Raw genomic sequence first — 16,027 nt, forward strand, 5'->3', positions numbered from 1 at the left:
ATAATTATTTTTCATGAATAAATAATTTTTCCAGCTAGCAACCAGCCATAAAAACAAAATTTTTGTTAGCAATGCGCGCTGGCTACGCAGGCATCTACAAGAAAAAAATGTTTTACAGCCGTGCTAGGGCTTGAAGTTTAGGATTTTGTTTATTGTGTCGCTGAGAACGTTATAGATTGGCTCTGAAACCAGCCCCCAGCCAAACAGCAAACTTGGTATCCATACGATGAGGAGAAATATTAATGCAACAATGAATAGCCCCTTTATCCCTTCATGAATTTCCCCCCATCCCTTTGTCCCAGCGTAGGGACCTATGCCCAGAACCAAAAGTATGCCTCCATAGCCTGCCTTAGCAATTGCAATTGCAATAACTATTATGAAGAAAACCAGGGTAGCGATCTGGGCCCACGAAATAATGTCACTCTTTATTTTCTCCACGTTTGGCGTTGGGAGCTGGGCGTAAACTGTGGCACTGTGCAGTAAAGCTACCATGACAAGTATTAATAATAGCCGCTTCATCAGTAAAAATAATTATTTTGCATCCTTATATTCTTTTCGGCTGAGCCCACGCAAGACTTCCTCCTCCAAGACTCGGACATATATGTGTAGCCTCCCCCTCGAAACCCCCTTCCCAGCAACAACACACAGCAGAGCACCGTCAAGCCTCGAGACAACAAGATAGTAGTCGAGGAACTCTGCCTCAACCCGCCTCACCCTCTGCAACAATACGTCCTCAACTGGCCTAAAGCCACCAAAAAGAACAGCCCCAACAACACTGACCAGCTCGCATTCCCGCGGTGTCCCAGCAAGGCACCTAAGCGGCACGCCGTCAAGGCTAGAAACAACTATTACCCGCGCCTGCCTAGCCACTTCCTCCTCCACGCCTGCCACCATACAGCTCGGCTAACGCATGTATCACGCGTGCCTCGAGTCCCCTCGACCGTACGAGTTTCACGTCCTCGGGACTAGCACTTTTTTCTGCGAACCGCACGATGCTGTCCCTGATATCCATGTTCACTACGTACTGGCGCGCGAGCTCCAGCTCGCTTAAATTGTATTTCCTCGCAACCTCATACAGGGTTGGGCCATGATCCCTAACATAATAGCCCTTCCTCAAGGAAAGATACACAGAAACAACCTGCGGCTGCCTGCCACGCTCGAAGAAGACAGCCTGACCAAAGCCAAGGTAGGGTATCTTCTCCACGATTTTCTCCGGGAGAAGCCTGCCAGCGTAAGCCAGGTTGTCCGGATCCTTAGTGCCAAAGATGAACGTCCACCTCGCGTCGCGCATTCTCGGGGGAATTCTTGCTACACTGTGCCCCACAGCCCACAGCGATACATTGTACTTCCTCAGCTCGTCGGCAATGCGGTCCATCACGTTGCTGGAAAACCTGTCAGCCTCGTCAACTACGATTATCCCGCTCCACTCGCCCCTCGTTGCCAGCCCATATACGCTGTAGAGAAAAGTAAGCACAAACGCGCGCTTAGCCTCCTCCGTGTCTATCCAGCCCAGGTCTATCACCACGCGCCCCCCTGGGACAGGCGACGAGCCCAGCAAAGCCGGGTGTATGATCGGCCTAAGCCTCCTCAGCAGCGCCGAGCTGGCCGTGAGCTCGTCCTCCCTGCTACTACTCTTCAATATCTTCTCCACGTTGGACACGACTTCCATCAACGTAGAGGCCCCCTCCAGGGCGCGCTGGAGTATACTGCTCTGTATTGGCGTGAGCGCCTCCTCGCGCCAAAGCTCGCTAAGTGTCCCACTTATAACGTCGTAGCCACTTACACGCGGTAAAGCAACTGGATTAAGCATTATGTCCTTGCCTGCCATCAGAACCCTCCATCCCGCAAACGAAAGCCGGAACGCATGCTCCCCAGTAGGATCAAGAACAACAACATTAACGCCTCTCCCCGAAAGCCTCTCCAAAACCCAATCAACAAAGAGACTTTTCCCCGTCCCAGGCGCCCCCACGACGAGCATGTTTGCGTCCTGCCTAAGCCCGCCCCTGACCTCGAGGCTGAGGCCGTCGGCTACAGGCACGCTGAACCCCAGGGCATCCTCTACAAGCTCCGCAAACCGGGGCTTAGCCTGAAACATCCCGCCCTCGACAAGCCTACTCGTCAAGTTCACCAGGTCTTTTGGCGTCAACGCTACACTGCTAAGGCTCCACGCCAAGCCAACGAGGAAGGGCGGCTTCAGCCTGAGAATTTCCCCGCTGAGCTTCTTGCTCCCACGCTCGCTAAACCCGAAAACAAAAGCCTTAAAGACAGCGTTGTAACGCGCCGCGCTGAAAACATATTCCTCAAGCTCCCGTGGAGGCCTATTATTCCAATACCTATACACGCCAGCAAGGAACCTCCCAGCTCCAACCCTCTTCGCGAGCACTCCCCCACCCCGCAACGCGTAGCTCACGGGATACTCGTGCAACCTAAGAGGGACAGCAGGCGGCAAATCCACAGCCCCGAGCGCCCGAGCCCTACCGCCACGCTCAACAACACGCTCAACAAACTCGTCCGCGCTAGAACTATCTACGCCGACCAACAGCCCCCTCCCAAAATTCACAACGGCAAACCTCTTCACACGCGCATGTATCAACGCGTCGACAAGCACGTCGCTACTACTAATACTAACACCAAACCAGGCAACCATAATAATTACCACACACCACGAAAATAAAAAGCTAGCGGGCCCGAGGCGGGAAGAGCCCAGCCCCTCCCCAACCCCCTCCCTCCCCCTAGCCGCGGCCCCCGGGGCACAGCCCCAGGCACGCCGCGACCCTCACCGGCCCATCACGCAGGCAAGGCACAGCCATGCCCGCGGGGCCTCGCACCACCCCCTCTTATGGGGGCGCCACCCTGCTAGGGTGGGGATGGATACGGGAGAAAAAAAGAGAGGAGGTTGGGGGAGAAGAAAGATCATTTTTGGTTGGAGTTTTGTTGTCGTTGCCGCAGGATCTCGTCCAGCTCTTTTAGACTATTGAGTTCGTGCATATCGAAGTATTCATGCAGAACCTTTAGTTTCGAAAACCTTTCGTCAGCCATTATGACAAGAGGGTTGTCATTGGGTGACCTTATTGTACGCCCGATATTCTGTACAGCAGTAATAGCTGCTATGTCTTCTCTTGACAGACCCACCTTTTCCACTCTAGCGTAGGGGGGCAAGAACGCTACACCTGCCAGGACAACGCAGTCGGCTCGCAAGTTAACTCCTTCACTTCTTCTTCCTCTTGACTTGACATAGTAGACACCTTGCCACTCCTCCACATCATCCTCCTCCGAGTAATTGTAATTTAAGAAGGCAGCTACACGTTCAGTAGCAAAGACGAGAATTTTTGGACAATATTTCCTGAGCAGAAACAGTAAGCCATTGTACTTTTCTCCCATGCGTATATCATACTCCTCGAACTTTGTGTTCAACCACGTAGTGACATACGCTGGACGCTTATCTGACGGTACTTTGACTATCGGGACGTTGAGCACCTTTGCCAGCGGACTCAGGGTGGCGCTGACATATATAGCCCTCATCCTGGGCTTCAAGACCTTCAATATATATACCTGCCCCCCTTCCACCCAGCCGACCTCGCCTTGAAGCCTTGTAAATACGTTGCTGATCAGCTTGCCCCTCTCAAGTCTCTCAATAAGATGGGGCTCCAGGGTCTCAAATAACATACGAGGAGAAAAAGATTCAGGAACATGCGGCTCAAGTCCGAGCTCCTTCAATGCATCTTTGAGCTTAGTGACCGAAAAGCTCTCTATCTCTACCACATTATGAGCTTCGTCTATGACAGTGATATTCGAGTTAAACCTGAAGCCGAGCTTGTAAGGCGCTATATACACATCGGCATCCACGAGCATCTGCGCATAGTAGGGGCAACCGTCCCTCAGCGACCTTCTCAGATCTTCGTATGTGAACACATGTGGAACAGCAGTGGATCTGAAGAAGGGACACTTATGCTTCAGGTACTTGCAGAATAGATGCACATTGGTGCCGTACTCCCGGCGTAACATACAAAGCTTCTCCCGCCCCGCCGCGATATAGAACCTCAAATTCGCCAAACTGCAGTCCTCGGCGATCCTCTTAGCTATCTCGTGCGTCCTCACCCGCCATGTTACAGGAAACGCGTCTGCAAGATAGATTGCAGCTAGAGTTGTGAGAGTTTTGCCAAAGCCGGTAGGTGCCTCGAAACCTACTGCAGAACTGTCAAGAAGCTTTGAGAGGCGTTCCGCCGCCTCCAGTTGCTGTAAGCGGGGCTTCAGCCCCGCCCTCTCGAAGAACTCTTCAACCTTTCTATACTCTACCATTCCCGCCCCGGTGCTTGTGTTGCCCGGGGTTTCGGGACCACCATTACAGTAGGCTCAATAGGTCTGCGTTGTAGCCAGGGCTGGGGGGAATTTGCCTCTTCCTGTGGGTTTCTTTAGTCTCAGAATCGGTTCTTATTGGTAGGTACGGCAGGCCTGGATCCAGGTTTTTTAGCTGTTCTTCGAGTTCTTTGTCTATAAATGGACTTCTCTCGGTTGTAAATATTCCATGGATGCGGATGAAGGTCTTCTCATCTATAGTGACCTCCTCGTCATATGACGAGGCCCAAACCATTGTGGGTCTCGGAGGCTTGACGACTATTTCCGCCTTTTTGCTGTAGGTCTCCATGGTAGCGTCTGTCATAATTTTCCTCTCTCTCCCCCAGAATCTGTCTTTGAGATTCAGGATGAATCTAATTGGTATCGCCTTCTTCACCCACTGAAACTCGAAGGCATAATAAGCGTGGAAAACACTGACATCTACAGGGAGCTCTCCCCCAGTAAAATAGTCAAAGAGCATAGCCTCGTCAATAGTCTCTACGCATGCGTCCTTGACACGTATCAGCTCCAGAACCTTGTCAATAAAGCTCGGATGAGGGGCCGGAAACAGAATAAACGCACTGTACTCTATCCTCCCCGTGACAGTGTATAGCATTACTTGCCTATCAACAATGACGCGTAGCAATGGAACCTTCACCACAGTAAACCACTTCATGTTCTCCTCCACGCTTTCACCCCAACCGTTCGACGCTGAAAGACACCGTCTTCGCATAGCCAAATGCGTCCAACATCGTGGGAAAACTCGCGTATGCCTATTTCTCTACACTCTGGTTTCTCCTTAGCTAGTGTTAGCTCATAATATGTACTCAGCTCTAGAGCTGTAAGGTCATTCTCGGTGAATAGTTTAAAATACACGGGGACTTGTAAATAACGTGTTGGTGCTCTAGTCTCGTACACATACGCTATTCTCAATTCGCTAATCTCAGTGGAGGTTAAACCTAGAGCCCTCGTTGTTAGTGTGCCGCTGTTATTCGATAAAACCAGCCAAAGCTGGAATGTTGCAAAGTCAGGGTCAAGAATATGGGAAGATGGAACAAAGGAATTTTTGCCGGGAACAAAAAAACGAAGACCATTCTTCACTATAGGCACAACTAAAACGGTGAAACTTGTCTTCAAGAAAATCACCACAGGTGCTTCAGGCGGTGAACCCCCAAGCCCCCCACCCACCAGGCTCCTTTGTCTGTACTAGGGCTGACGGGTAAGGGGAGGGGGAACGTTCTCAGGTTGGTGATATAAGGCGTGAATAGCACCACCTCGAAGTTCTGAACCTTATCTGGAAGGCTTTGCGAAACAAAGATCAGCCTTTTTCTTCGACGCCTAGCCATGACGAGAAGGTCCTCCATCCATGCACCGCTCACACCCTCCTCGATTACCATGTAGCGCGCGTTACTATCCATTGTGAGCAAGGAAGCCAGGACCTGTTGGACAATCTGTCTTTCTCTCACATTCATGCTTGACAGATCGTACACGGCACTGGAGAGCAATGTCGCACCATCGTATACGAAGTACTTTTGTAATACAGCCAACCTCCACAACGTGGCGAAACGTATCGAGGCAGGCACAGTCCAATCTTGCTTGATTCTAGAAATAGCCTCGCCAACGTCTTCCGTATCCAACAAAGTTACCAGCCCAGCAATGCCATAACCTCCCTCCTCGGGTCTAATAGCCTGACTGATCAGCCATGCAAGAGGAACCTTGGGAACATGGAAGGGCGGGGTAAGCAATGGTATTGGCAAGTCTCCGTATTCGCCATCGAAATCGAGAACAGACACATTCTCACCTCGCTCCAGCAAGAATAAGACAATCTTTTTACAAAGAGTAGTCTTACCCGCACCGGTTCTACCAACGATACATAAATGCGGCGAAGCATTTTGGTCGCGCTGAATCCATCTCTCAATTAAACCTTTTTTATTAAACAACACTCCCGCCCCCTGGCCTCTCTAAGCGGAGATGGGGAGCCCCGGTTAGACCATGATGGGACCTGGCTTGGCCAGGGGGTTTCGGGGTCACCCTCTAACATTAAGAGTTTTCGTTCCTCGAAGTCCCCAACCTCCGTGCACAAATGCCCCTGGGAGCGGCACTGGGGGCATGGCCGGGGCGTGCCAGCCCCTGTCACTGAAGGCAATTTTCGCGGGGGCTCCCGATCCCCGCTAATGGGGCCAGGTCCCATCCTGGACCCCCTCGCACCAAACGTGGTTGCGGGGCCCAGGACGGGGTGGCCCATGGGGGAGGGAGCCCCTCGTAACGCTTGTAAGGCATGCGAAGATCCGGTCTTTGTACTGGTACCTGTGAGCAAGAGAGGGTAAAGGTAGGCTGAACAACATCGCGATTCTTACTCAGCGCGCGCTCTGAGTAGTGCACGCCAAGGAGCGTTAAGTTTATATTTTTGGGCGCTGTGCTCAGCGAGGGGCAAGGCTTATATACACCCCTCAGGTATAAGTCATCAGCCAGCCCAGGGCCAGCCTCGGCTTGGAATCCCCTCATCACGTCGGCGCCCACTGCATTGTTCTGCGGGCGCCGCCACTCCGCTCATCCCAAGCTGGCCGACCCAGGGCGGCTCGCTGGACAGCTGTGCGTCTTAACGAACATTACGGCTGTTTTCTGCGCGCTGGCTGGCAGTGCGTGCAAGGGTAGGCTGGGCTCTTCCCGTGTCCTCCCCCGTCCCCCCACGGACTTACTGCCCGGGCTCATCGCCATCTTGGTCCGGGGGTTCATCTGGTAATTATTTTTTTGACAAGCTAAAAAAGGTTTCTTTTTTACATTTTTCTTTGTGTTTGGGAGGAATGTGTTGAAATTTTTTAGCCTGGGCGTGTCGCCCTGTGGATTCTGCTCTTTATGTATCCTAGGATGTCCCTGTGCAAGTCCAGTATTGCTATTTCTTTTAGGTGCCTCTCTATGAAGCCACGCGTGAAGACTGTCTTCATCGCGTTGTAGAGGGCGTGTTCCTCGTCCTCGTCTTCGCCTAAGGCGCGCATGACTTCTACCCAGAAGCCCATGAGCGCTCTGAGGAGGACTGGCTTATACTCGCTTGGGATGTTTATGATGCTGTCTACGTCCCTGATGTATGCCTTGGTGAAGTACATGAGGCTGTAGGTCTCGTAGAACGCCTCCTTCTCTATTTTGCCTTTGTCCCGCATCATCGATAAAATGTTTCATTTTCTATTTAAGCCGGAAAAAGGGAGAATGGCCAGGTTACGCTAGCCGTCCCTCTGCAAGGCTATGTTGCCCGTGGAAGCGTTTACTACGAGCCTCTGCCTGCCGTAAAGGACGGTGTCGTTAAGCGTCGGCACGTTTACATTGACGAGGCACTCTTGGCAGTAGACGCCGCTAGCGTTCACCACAACGCGGTAGGGGAAATAGTAGGTTCCCCTTATCGCGGCCCGCGTCATGAATGCTACTTGGGCGTCCCTCGCGAACGCCCTGACGTCACTGCAGGTCTCCCTAGCCAGGCTGTATGGCCTCGTTGAAGAGAACAATGATAGAATCATGGAGACCGTTGCCACGATTGCCAGGTAGATGAGCACCCTCTCCACTGCCTTACCCCCTTACAATGACTTTTACAGGTATGCCGAACTCGTCTCGGAGGGTATAGTTTCCAGGAATTGCTACGGCCCATGTGCAGGGACCTATTTGCTTGATTTCCGCTACGCCGCTTGGGTCAAGTATTTTGGGACAGTAGACCAGCCCAGCTATTGGTTGCGAGAGGGGGCATGGGGGTGCGCTCACTGGGATGGGAGAAAATGGGCTCGCGTAGACGTGGCAGTAGGTGAGCGTGGTGTTCTTTAGCACGTAGGTGAATCCGCGGTAGCTCTTGGCGAAGACGTTGAGGACACTGCCCGACTGCGCGGAGACGCCCAGGGCGACAATCTCGTAGCCTTTGAGGGTCTGGATAGTGAAGAAGGTGTAGTTCTCGACCCTATTCGTAGACGCGGAACACCTGTAGTATGCCTGAACCACGGGGAACATGAGGAGGGGCTCCGTGGAATTGTAGGCCTGCAGGCTTGAGACAAGGCTTGCTAGGGTGGCATTGCTACAGCCAATAGCTAGGCAGAACCTGGCCAGGTGTATGAGCTGGGCTGACTGCATGGACCCGCGCTCGAAGGCGAATGCTGGCTCCGCCGGCCTCTGGGCCAGGATGGCAAGTATTGTTACCGCGAGGACAATGATACCCAATAGGGCGAACTGGCCTCTCCTATGGCTTTGCACAGGTCCTCACCCTGGTTACTGTCCTGTTGAAAGTGTCATAGACTATGGCTGAGTAGCATACCCACGCGTCTCCACTCGTGACGGGGGTCCCGTTCACGTACAACGCGCTCACGCTAACGGTCTGGTTCAGAGTATTAAGCAGGCACGGGGTTATCTGGCACTTAAGCAGGGCGTATGCCACCGCGCGCTCGGTGCTGACCTGGTGCACGGGCGTAAACTGCCTCAGGGCTAGAAAATACATCAGGGAGACTGTTACCGCGTATACGAGTGCTATGGCTAGGGCTTCGAGGTGCCTCATCCCCCTCCCCTTGCAACCTTTGCTGTAGTAGTGTTGTATATGAGGAGCCAGCGGTAGGCCTTTCCCTCGACACGTGTAAGTGTGGCTATACCCGCCCTTTCGCCCTTGAAGCTGACATAGCTGGCCTCGACGTGGACAGGCTGCGGTAGGATGATGAGCGTCTCGGCGTAGGGCGCGGTGGCGTTAATGGCCTTAGCCACCATGACCTGGTAGGTCTCGCCTTTGCCAAGCCAGAGCCTGCCAGCCAGCACTGCGAATCCTGTCAGCATGACTATCTCCGCCAAAACGATTAAGGCCTCGTCTATTGCCGGCACGGCATCACCTTTACTTCGTAGATTTTTATCTGTCTGGGACCCGTGAAGCCGTACGCCTCGACGGAGCCCGAGCTCCTGGCGTAGAATGAGTATGTTGCCTGCCCAGCGCTATAGGTGCAGATGCTTGCCCCGCTGTAACTAGAGGCATTGAAATAGTATATGTTAATTGTATAGCCATTGTCCTCCAGCTTAATGTAACTTACAACTCCTGCATGACTACCGTTACTCCAAATACGCCATTGTTCAAGGGTAGGCTCTTCGTAGACCGGGCCTGTAGCCCTAAAGATAACATAGACCCTTGTGGCGCTCAACTGATACTTGACGCCGTCAATCGTCATGTTGATCATCATGGGTCTAGACATGACGCTGGCTACGACCCCGCTGAGCCTGCCAGCCAAGAGCCCTCTCTTAATTGTATAGGCTTCCTCAAATCGCCGTGTCTGCTGTGCAGAGAGCAAGCGGGTCACGGCGTAAAACGCTATGCCTACGGCTACAACTATTGCCAGTATCAAAATTATTTCCCGAATCATCAATAAACATAGAAAAAACAATTATTTATTTTTTAAGCTACGGCGCTACGCCCTAGGCGGATAAACCGCCGGAATCGGGACTACAAGCTTGTCTTTCTGTGGAATGGGCAAGGCGTAGATTGCTAGGACATACTGTTTTGTATTTGGCATGTCTATGGTTACCGTCGCCTGCCCCGGCACATAGTAGGGGCCGTATGTCGCAACAACAGAGTAGGCGCGGTTGTCCCTCAGCTCTATGTAGATGTTTGCGCTATACGGCTGGTTTGTCCTGACGTCCAGTATGCTTATTGTTGCCATCAGGGATTGGCCTTCGCTAATGCTGTCTATGTGGGGCATGACGTAGACGATGTTGAGCTGTGCTGGGTCCTGTTGGGCCACGGGTCCCTCGGGCGTCCCCATGCTTGATAGCCAGTAGGCAGAAGCAACAATGCTATTCACGCCCTTGCTGTAGAGCGTCCAGGTGTCGTCCGTGATCTTCACCAGGAAGGTCTTGGACGTGGCGTTTGCGTCGATGAGCGTGCCGTTGTAGACCCTGGTGCCTATTACTGCTACTCCGATGATGCTGGATGGCGGGTTTGGCTGTATCCCTGTCTTGGCTGGTGGCAGGTACTTCCACTTCACTGTGATCTGCAACAATAGGGATTGTTTTAGATTTACGTAGCCGTAGCGCGGGCTAACAGCAACCTTGAGGCTCGAGACGACTACCAGCTCCTTGAAGACTACCCTGGTCCCGTTCTTGAAGGTGTAGGTGTAAGTGAGGTTGTAGACCGCTAGGGTTGTGCCGTTTGCGAGCCAGCACGAGGTGTCGTATCCGCCACTGAACTGCTTGTAGGGGTTCCACGCCGCAAGGGCGACGAGGTACCATGTCTGCCCGTTGATTGTGACGGACGGGAACATACTTGTAAGTGTGTTCTTATCGTTAGGTATCTGTGTTATCTTTACCTGACCCATTGCCTTGACATACTTGTTGTTCTTCCAGCCACTGGGCAGGTAGACCTTTATGCTCGTCCCGTTGGTGAGGTCTATGACCTTGACGTTGCTACCGTCAGTCAACACCATTGCTATGTGCTCGTTTACCCTGTAGAGCTCCATAACGCTTAGCGTCCAGGTGCCGTTCCATGACCAGCCAGACGTGTTTTCTAGCCACGGCGTGGCGATGCCCTCTCCTGGTAGATACATGGTGCCCACATTGATTGTGATCGTGGGGTTGCCTGTCTTCGCCACGAAATACGCCGTGATGGTTATGCCCATATTGGGGTCTATTCCTGGGGGCGCAGGGAAACTCAGCGTGGGGTCTGTAATGTTGAGGACGTGTTTACCGAGTCCGTCATAGTAGACTACTTGCCAGTGGTCAAATACAAGAGATGTCTGGCTCGCGTTGTATATCCACCACTCTATTTGAGCGTTACTGAAGGTGTAGGCCAATATGTATGGTTGCTGGTTGTTTAAGTATTGGAAGCTTTTGCCGTAGTAGTCGTAGCCAACGTTGGTTAGGGCTACCGGTAACCTGGGCCACTGTCCCGAGGTAGTTCTGCCATAATAGTTAAACCAGGGGAACCCATAGGTAGGTGCCGGGACTATCCAGAGGTGGAACTTTACGAGGTATGGACCGGTCAGGTATTTACCGTAGCCTGCTGTTACATATCCACTTCTTGGGGTTAGGGTTTGTTTGGGCATGTAGTCTACCAGCTTATCTGTAATGTAGCCCTGTATAGATGTAGTGAGCATCGTGGCGTTGATGATACGTGCTGTAACTGAGAATGAAGAATTGTAGAGGCTGTGGAGGCTGGCCATGTATGGTCTCCAGACGGGTCTGCCCTGCACGTAGTCCATATAGCTTCCCTGTATGCTAGCCGTGAAGTTGGTGGCCTCGGCCTGGTTGAGGACTGCTATGCTGACTGTGTACTTGACTGGACCTACATAGTATGTCGTCGTCGCGGAGCTAGGAAGGAAAAGGCTGTCGCCCGGGAACCACGCCGTATAATATATCGTGTAGTTTCCCTTGTCCCTGATTATGGCGTAGCCCAAGGGGTCTGTCGTGGCGTTTCCAAGTCGTATCCAGTGGACGTTATCAATGCTACGGTTGAAGTAGATGGTCTTGTTGAACAGGGGGTTCCCATTGTTGTCAGTGAGCCGTGCAATAACATTGATGTTGTCGCCACCAGTATTTACGGCTATGAGGCTGAGCTTTGTGGGGATCTTAGAGCTACCCCCACCTGTTCCCGAATACGAGTAAAACTCAGACGTGAGGCTTGCCACATAGACTTGTGCGCTCTGAGGTGCGGTAGCGTTTGGATTAGTGACTTGCCCGGTAAAATACGCATAATCATGCCTAGGGGGGATCAGCTCAAAATATTGCACGCTGGCATACTGATAGTAGTAGTTTTTGTCATAGTAAGTAGAGTTCACATAGGAGCGTTTAATCGTCTCATAGAGATATTTGTTCGGACCTAGTGGCGGGTCTTGACGTGTATCGGGATAGGTGGTGTTTATGGAAGATACGAAGGCATCTTGGAACCAAGCGACGGCTTCGCCGTAACCAGATAAAACCGGCTTCGGTCCCGGACCCTCATACTGCATAACAGACTGCGCCCACCCGTGCCAAAATCTTACATACAGAGTGACAAAGTTAGGCGAGAGGTTGTAGATAACATAGTTGCCACTATATACGGTAAAGTTATACCAGCCAAGCGCTACTGGTTTTGATTGCCCTGGTTTTAGGTCATACCATAGACTGAAGACAGCGTCCGTCCAGGTGAAGTCGTCAGCGTAGACGGTAGTTATGGCTAGGATGCAGAGAATCAAAGGGAGGGCGAGGAGTCTCTTCTTCATAAATATCGAAAATAATTACAAAGAGCCTTTATTTAAAGATAATGCCACATGTAGGGAAAAGTCTTCATGGGCTTGCTTCTATCTTTATCCATGCTTCACCGTGAAGGTCTATCTCGATAGCCCCGGGAAGTTCCACGTTATATCTCCTGCCAGTAACTGCAGTGTTCCAGGGCTGTGTATAGCACCCGGTGAAGACTATCGTGACTTTTTTCACATGTATTGGTACTACTTTACCATAGGCGAATGGGCTGGTGCCCCAGTCACAGTACCTTATGACTTCTATGGGTGCTGTCAGGCCTGGGTTGGTTGGTGGCGGGGCAACGTCCCTTACTGTGACGTTTACATGTGTATAGTTAGGGGGAATATAGATGAAGAAAACTAACGGGTTTCCGACGAGGTGTATCCAGCCGTCGCTGGTGACTTCTATCGTGCCCCTGCTCTCGAAGAACGGGTCTCGCCACGTTTTTGCTTCTGTAAGTGTGCCGTTTATGTAGACTGGCAGGCTCCCGAGGGGCTGGGCTTTGAGCTGGAAGAAGAGCCTCAAGGTGGTGTCGCGCTCTACGGTGACTTTGAGGGTGCCGTTTAGGGGTCTCAGCTCCTGGGTCTCCCACGGCTTCACGGTGATTGTTGAACACGCGTTTACGCGCAGGGTTACTGGGAGGGTGTAGACTGCCTTATTGTCGACGGTGACAATGGCTACCGCGTTGCTGGAGTTTGACGTTATCTCGACGGTGTAGGTCGTCGCCTTTGTGAAGAACGCCTTGATAGTTGTGTTGCCGGCGATGGTGAGGTTCAGCCTGTCCCCGGAGAGCCTCGTGTCGTTCACGAGCCAGTAGTCGAGGGCCATGCACCTCTCTGGCACTGCCTCTAGTACCAGCTTGAAGGGCTTGGTCGAGTTCCATGTTGTCGTGTCTGTACCGTTGGCTAGAACCCTGCCACCCTGGCTTGCCTCTATCGTTGCCATGATCAGCGAGGGCTTTGGCTGGGGCTGTGTAACATTCTGGGCTGGCAGTTGTGGCTGGACCTGAGTAGCGTTCTGAGACGGCTGTGGCTTAGTAGCGTTTACAACGGGCTGTGCTGGCTGTGTCTGGACCGGAACCTGGCCCGGTGTTTTTGGCTGGAGCAAGAAGTAGAGGAATACAGAGACTATGATCGCAACTATGACCAATGTTACTAGTAGGGTTTTTCTCTGCATGTGTAGAATTGTTTTTTGGCGTGGTTAAAAGTTTAGCGTTACGAGATGCAACATTTCACCATAGCTTAGATTGTCGATAAGAGTGATATCTATGCATTACTTGAAAGAAACAGATAAATGAACAAAGATTGTTGCCGTGTTTGCAACTCTCCAGGCATCTATTCATCTCTGATTTGACCCATTCTGCATCCGTAGATATTGTTGATGATTCGATCATACTTGTAAGGATTTTGTCAGTAAACGAGACAACCGCTGTTACTACGAATACAATCCCGTTGGGACCCAATACAATGATAGAGCCGATAAGAACTAATGATGCCGAGAACAACTCACAGAGGGGGTCTGGTTTCGAGCTTGCCATATTAGTCAGGAGACCCAACAGGAGAATGGAGGCCCCTACGGTTACCCTCTTATGTATAAGCGTTGAACGTGAAAACTTTATTCCCGGCATTCCAGTCGAAAAGATTTGTTTCTTGGTGTTCTTAAATATTTAATGATAGAAAAGCCACGAGTTATACCGTTATGCGATGTACCGGTACTTCTTCTTGTAGAGCGTATAGCCTAGAAGTGCTAGGGCTATAAGGAGGGCAATGGGCATCACGAAAGACATGTTGAACCCCTGGTTTTGACTTGTGTCGCGCGCGCTGCTTGCTCGGACTGTAGCAGGCAACCTGGTGTATGACGACTGGCTGAGAGAGGGGCAGGGCTGGAAGGACGGCCAGAAAGAGGAATAGGATTGTCAGGCTAGCCCTCGACCTTGACAAGGACTAACCCACCCGTGTTATCGCTAGTGAGGTAGTACGTGTAGCTCTGAACCCTAGGCATGCTTGCGCCTCTCACGACGGTGGTGCCGTTACTGTAATAGTACGTGACACGGAACCGGTTAGACGTGTAATTGTTTGGGTTGTCCACGTAGATGGCCGCTGTCAATGCCTCGTTGTTTACAGAGCGGTAGCAGTCGTAAGCCCCGGCGTAGCCCCTCTCCAGCCTTGTATAGGACAAGAGTAGCAAAACCACCGCGACGACTGCTGTAGCCCCGACCAATGCGGCGTCTATCCTCATCGTGTCACCTGAAGAGCCCTGGGGCTAGCGTAAGTGTTAGGAGATATGAGGCGAAAAGCGAAAAACCGATGAGTGGGAGATACATGGTGAAGAATGTTGGCTTGCCCTCCCTCGCGCTACTTGTGGCTATGCTTAGCGCGAGAGCCGTTGACGCCAGGATGAAGTCCATATTCTGTTCCAGCTCTAGTATGCCTGCGGCGCTCATTCCAGCCTGCCTGAGCACCTCTCCGCCTTCCGAGAATAACGGCAACATTGTTACTAGGAAGCCGTATATCGCGCTGACAATGACTGTCTCTAGGACAGCGTATAAGAGGAAGACTCTTGTCTTCGACCTCAGCCGGAATATGAAGTCGACTATATTCGAAAAGTAGTCGTTGAGTTTTTCTAGAAACTCGTACCCCCCATGCAAAAGTATTTGGTACAAGCCTAGGCGCGCAGCCGTAGCGATGCTTTCCTCGCGTGACAAGAGGTCTCCTGGCTCCTTGATGAAGCCCTGCCGCACGAGGGCTTGGTAGGGGTTGCCCACGCTACGCGCCGCAACTCTAACCATCTCGCGTGTCCTCTTTATTTTCTCAATCTCCCTTTTAGTGTAATAAAGGTGAACTATTGCTGGAAAAATTGATGCAACGGATAGAGACAGTGTGAGGGGGAGGGGGACTCTAAAGTATGTAAGGGCAAGATAGACTACGGGGAATAGCAGGAGCGGTGAGTAGCTTTTCCAAGGAGGCGTCGAAAGACTGAACTCCAGCGGGTATATTGCGGCTCCCGCGAGCGCGCTTAGGAGGGCGGCAACGAGAGCCATGCCAATTGCTACAGTGCTTGCGCCAGAACTGACAAGCGCCAACGTTGCAACGATCATGCTTGACATTGTGCTGACAAAGGTTGAGACAAGTGTATACAGGTTAGAGATATTAAGGTCGCTGAGCTCAAGCGTAGTTCTAAGCTCTGTAACTACGTCGCGCAGTTTGTCCTCAAGCGCTTCCCTGCTACCACTTCTCTGGACAGCAATAGCGGCCTCCAATACGCGTTTCATTCTTCCCGAATAGCCCTCGAGAGCCCTGTCGCTATCCCTAAGCAGGGTCTCGAAATTAGGCAGGTATGTGTAGAAGCCCTTCTTCTGGAGCTCTTCTAGTGTTGTCAGAGGCAGCTGGGGAGAGGAGAGCATGATGAGTGCTAGTGGAATAGCGTCTGCCTCGCTACGAAGCCACTTAAAAAACAAGAAAAACACCCCCCG

Annotated in this window: 18 protein-coding genes; 1 reads left to right on the top strand and 17 read right to left on the bottom strand. The window is 51.9% G+C overall.

Going from position 1 to position 16,027, the window contains the following annotated elements; genetic code table 11:
* Positions 1-123: 123 nt before the first annotated feature.
* The 15 genes from QXT17_RS01310 to QXT17_RS01380 all read right to left on the bottom strand — a co-directional run bounded on the left by QXT17_RS01310 (position 124) and on the right by QXT17_RS01380 (position 13,731).
* On the bottom strand, positions 124-519 hold the full coding sequence (locus tag QXT17_RS01310; RefSeq protein WP_342783682.1) for a hypothetical protein: 396 nt from the start codon (positions 517-519) through the stop codon (positions 124-126).
* A gap of 12 nt (positions 520-531) precedes the next feature.
* Complete coding sequence (locus tag QXT17_RS01315; protein ID WP_342783683.1) at positions 532-882, bottom strand: hypothetical protein; 351 nt, start codon at positions 880-882, stop codon at positions 532-534.
* Positions 863-2,647, bottom strand: coding sequence for a helicase HerA domain-containing protein (locus QXT17_RS01320; protein ID WP_342783684.1), 1,785 nt, complete (start codon positions 2,645-2,647; stop codon positions 863-865). The genes QXT17_RS01315 and QXT17_RS01320 overlap by 20 nt, the downstream gene beginning before the upstream one ends.
* Positions 2,648-2,913: 266 nt before the next feature.
* Positions 2,914-4,299 (bottom strand): helicase C-terminal domain-containing protein, encoded by a 1,386-nt coding sequence (locus tag QXT17_RS01325; protein ID WP_342783685.1) that lies wholly within the window; start codon positions 4,297-4,299, stop codon positions 2,914-2,916.
* A 43-nt stretch (positions 4,300-4,342) separates the two neighbouring features.
* A complete protein-coding gene (locus QXT17_RS01330) occupies positions 4,343-5,023 on the bottom strand; it encodes a hypothetical protein (RefSeq protein ID WP_342783686.1) in 681 nt (226 codons plus the stop codon).
* A complete protein-coding gene (locus tag QXT17_RS01335; RefSeq protein WP_342783687.1) occupies positions 5,008-5,472 on the bottom strand; it encodes a hypothetical protein in 465 nt (154 codons plus the stop codon). Before QXT17_RS01335 ends, QXT17_RS01330 begins: the two co-directional genes overlap by 16 nt.
* A gap of 5 nt (positions 5,473-5,477) precedes the next feature.
* The gene (locus QXT17_RS01340; protein WP_342783688.1) at positions 5,478-6,278 is read right to left on the bottom strand and encodes a helicase HerA domain-containing protein; all 801 of its coding nucleotides are present in this window, start codon (positions 6,276-6,278) and stop codon (positions 5,478-5,480) included.
* 876 nt (positions 6,279-7,154) lie between these two features.
* Positions 7,155-7,496: a hypothetical protein gene (locus QXT17_RS01345; protein WP_342783689.1), complete on the bottom strand. Its 342-nt coding sequence runs from the start codon at positions 7,494-7,496 to the stop codon at positions 7,155-7,157.
* A 57-nt stretch (positions 7,497-7,553) separates the two neighbouring features.
* Entirely contained in the window at positions 7,554-7,889 is a 336-nt protein-coding gene (locus QXT17_RS01350) for a hypothetical protein (RefSeq protein WP_342783690.1), read from the bottom strand.
* Positions 7,890-7,893: 4 nt separating this feature from the next.
* Entirely contained in the window at positions 7,894-8,562 is a 669-nt protein-coding gene (locus QXT17_RS01355) for a hypothetical protein (protein WP_342783691.1), read from the bottom strand.
* Positions 8,549-8,860, bottom strand: a complete 312-nt coding sequence (locus QXT17_RS01360; protein ID WP_342783692.1) for a hypothetical protein — start codon at positions 8,858-8,860, stop codon at positions 8,549-8,551. Before QXT17_RS01360 ends, QXT17_RS01355 begins: the two co-directional genes overlap by 14 nt.
* A complete protein-coding gene (locus QXT17_RS01365) occupies positions 8,857-9,174 on the bottom strand; it encodes a hypothetical protein (protein ID WP_342783693.1) in 318 nt (105 codons plus the stop codon). The genes QXT17_RS01360 and QXT17_RS01365 overlap by 4 nt, the downstream gene beginning before the upstream one ends.
* Positions 9,162-9,704 carry a hypothetical protein gene (locus tag QXT17_RS01370; protein ID WP_342783694.1) on the bottom strand — a complete coding sequence of 181 codons (543 nt, stop codon included), beginning with the start codon at positions 9,702-9,704 and terminating at the stop codon, positions 9,162-9,164. The genes QXT17_RS01365 and QXT17_RS01370 overlap by 13 nt, the downstream gene beginning before the upstream one ends.
* A gap of 45 nt (positions 9,705-9,749) precedes the next feature.
* Positions 9,750-12,536 carry a hypothetical protein gene (locus QXT17_RS01375; protein WP_342784280.1) on the bottom strand — a complete coding sequence of 929 codons (2,787 nt, stop codon included), beginning with the start codon at positions 12,534-12,536 and terminating at the stop codon, positions 9,750-9,752.
* A gap of 64 nt (positions 12,537-12,600) precedes the next feature.
* Positions 12,601-13,731, bottom strand: a complete 1,131-nt coding sequence (locus tag QXT17_RS01380) for a hypothetical protein (RefSeq protein ID WP_342784279.1) — start codon at positions 13,729-13,731, stop codon at positions 12,601-12,603.
* Between the two features lie 140 nt (positions 13,732-13,871).
* Between QXT17_RS01380 and QXT17_RS01385 the strand changes: the two genes are divergently transcribed.
* Positions 13,872-14,225 (top strand): hypothetical protein, encoded by a 354-nt coding sequence (locus QXT17_RS01385; RefSeq protein WP_342783697.1) that lies wholly within the window; start codon positions 13,872-13,874, stop codon positions 14,223-14,225.
* A 250-nt stretch (positions 14,226-14,475) separates the two neighbouring features.
* On the opposite strand, the gene QXT17_RS01390 is transcribed toward QXT17_RS01385, so the two are convergent.
* Together QXT17_RS01390 and QXT17_RS01395 are read right to left on the bottom strand one after the other, a co-directional pair.
* A complete protein-coding gene (locus tag QXT17_RS01390; protein WP_342784278.1) occupies positions 14,476-14,775 on the bottom strand; it encodes a hypothetical protein in 300 nt (99 codons plus the stop codon).
* Positions 14,776-14,797: 22 nt separating this feature from the next.
* Positions 14,798-16,012 carry a hypothetical protein gene (locus QXT17_RS01395; RefSeq protein WP_342783699.1) on the bottom strand — a complete coding sequence of 405 codons (1,215 nt, stop codon included), beginning with the start codon at positions 16,010-16,012 and terminating at the stop codon, positions 14,798-14,800.
* Between the last annotated feature and the right edge of the window lie 15 nt (positions 16,013-16,027).

The organism is Thermofilum sp., assembly GCF_038871435.1.
GTDB lineage: Archaea > Thermoproteota > Thermoprotei > Thermofilales > Thermofilaceae > Thermofilum > Thermofilum adornatum.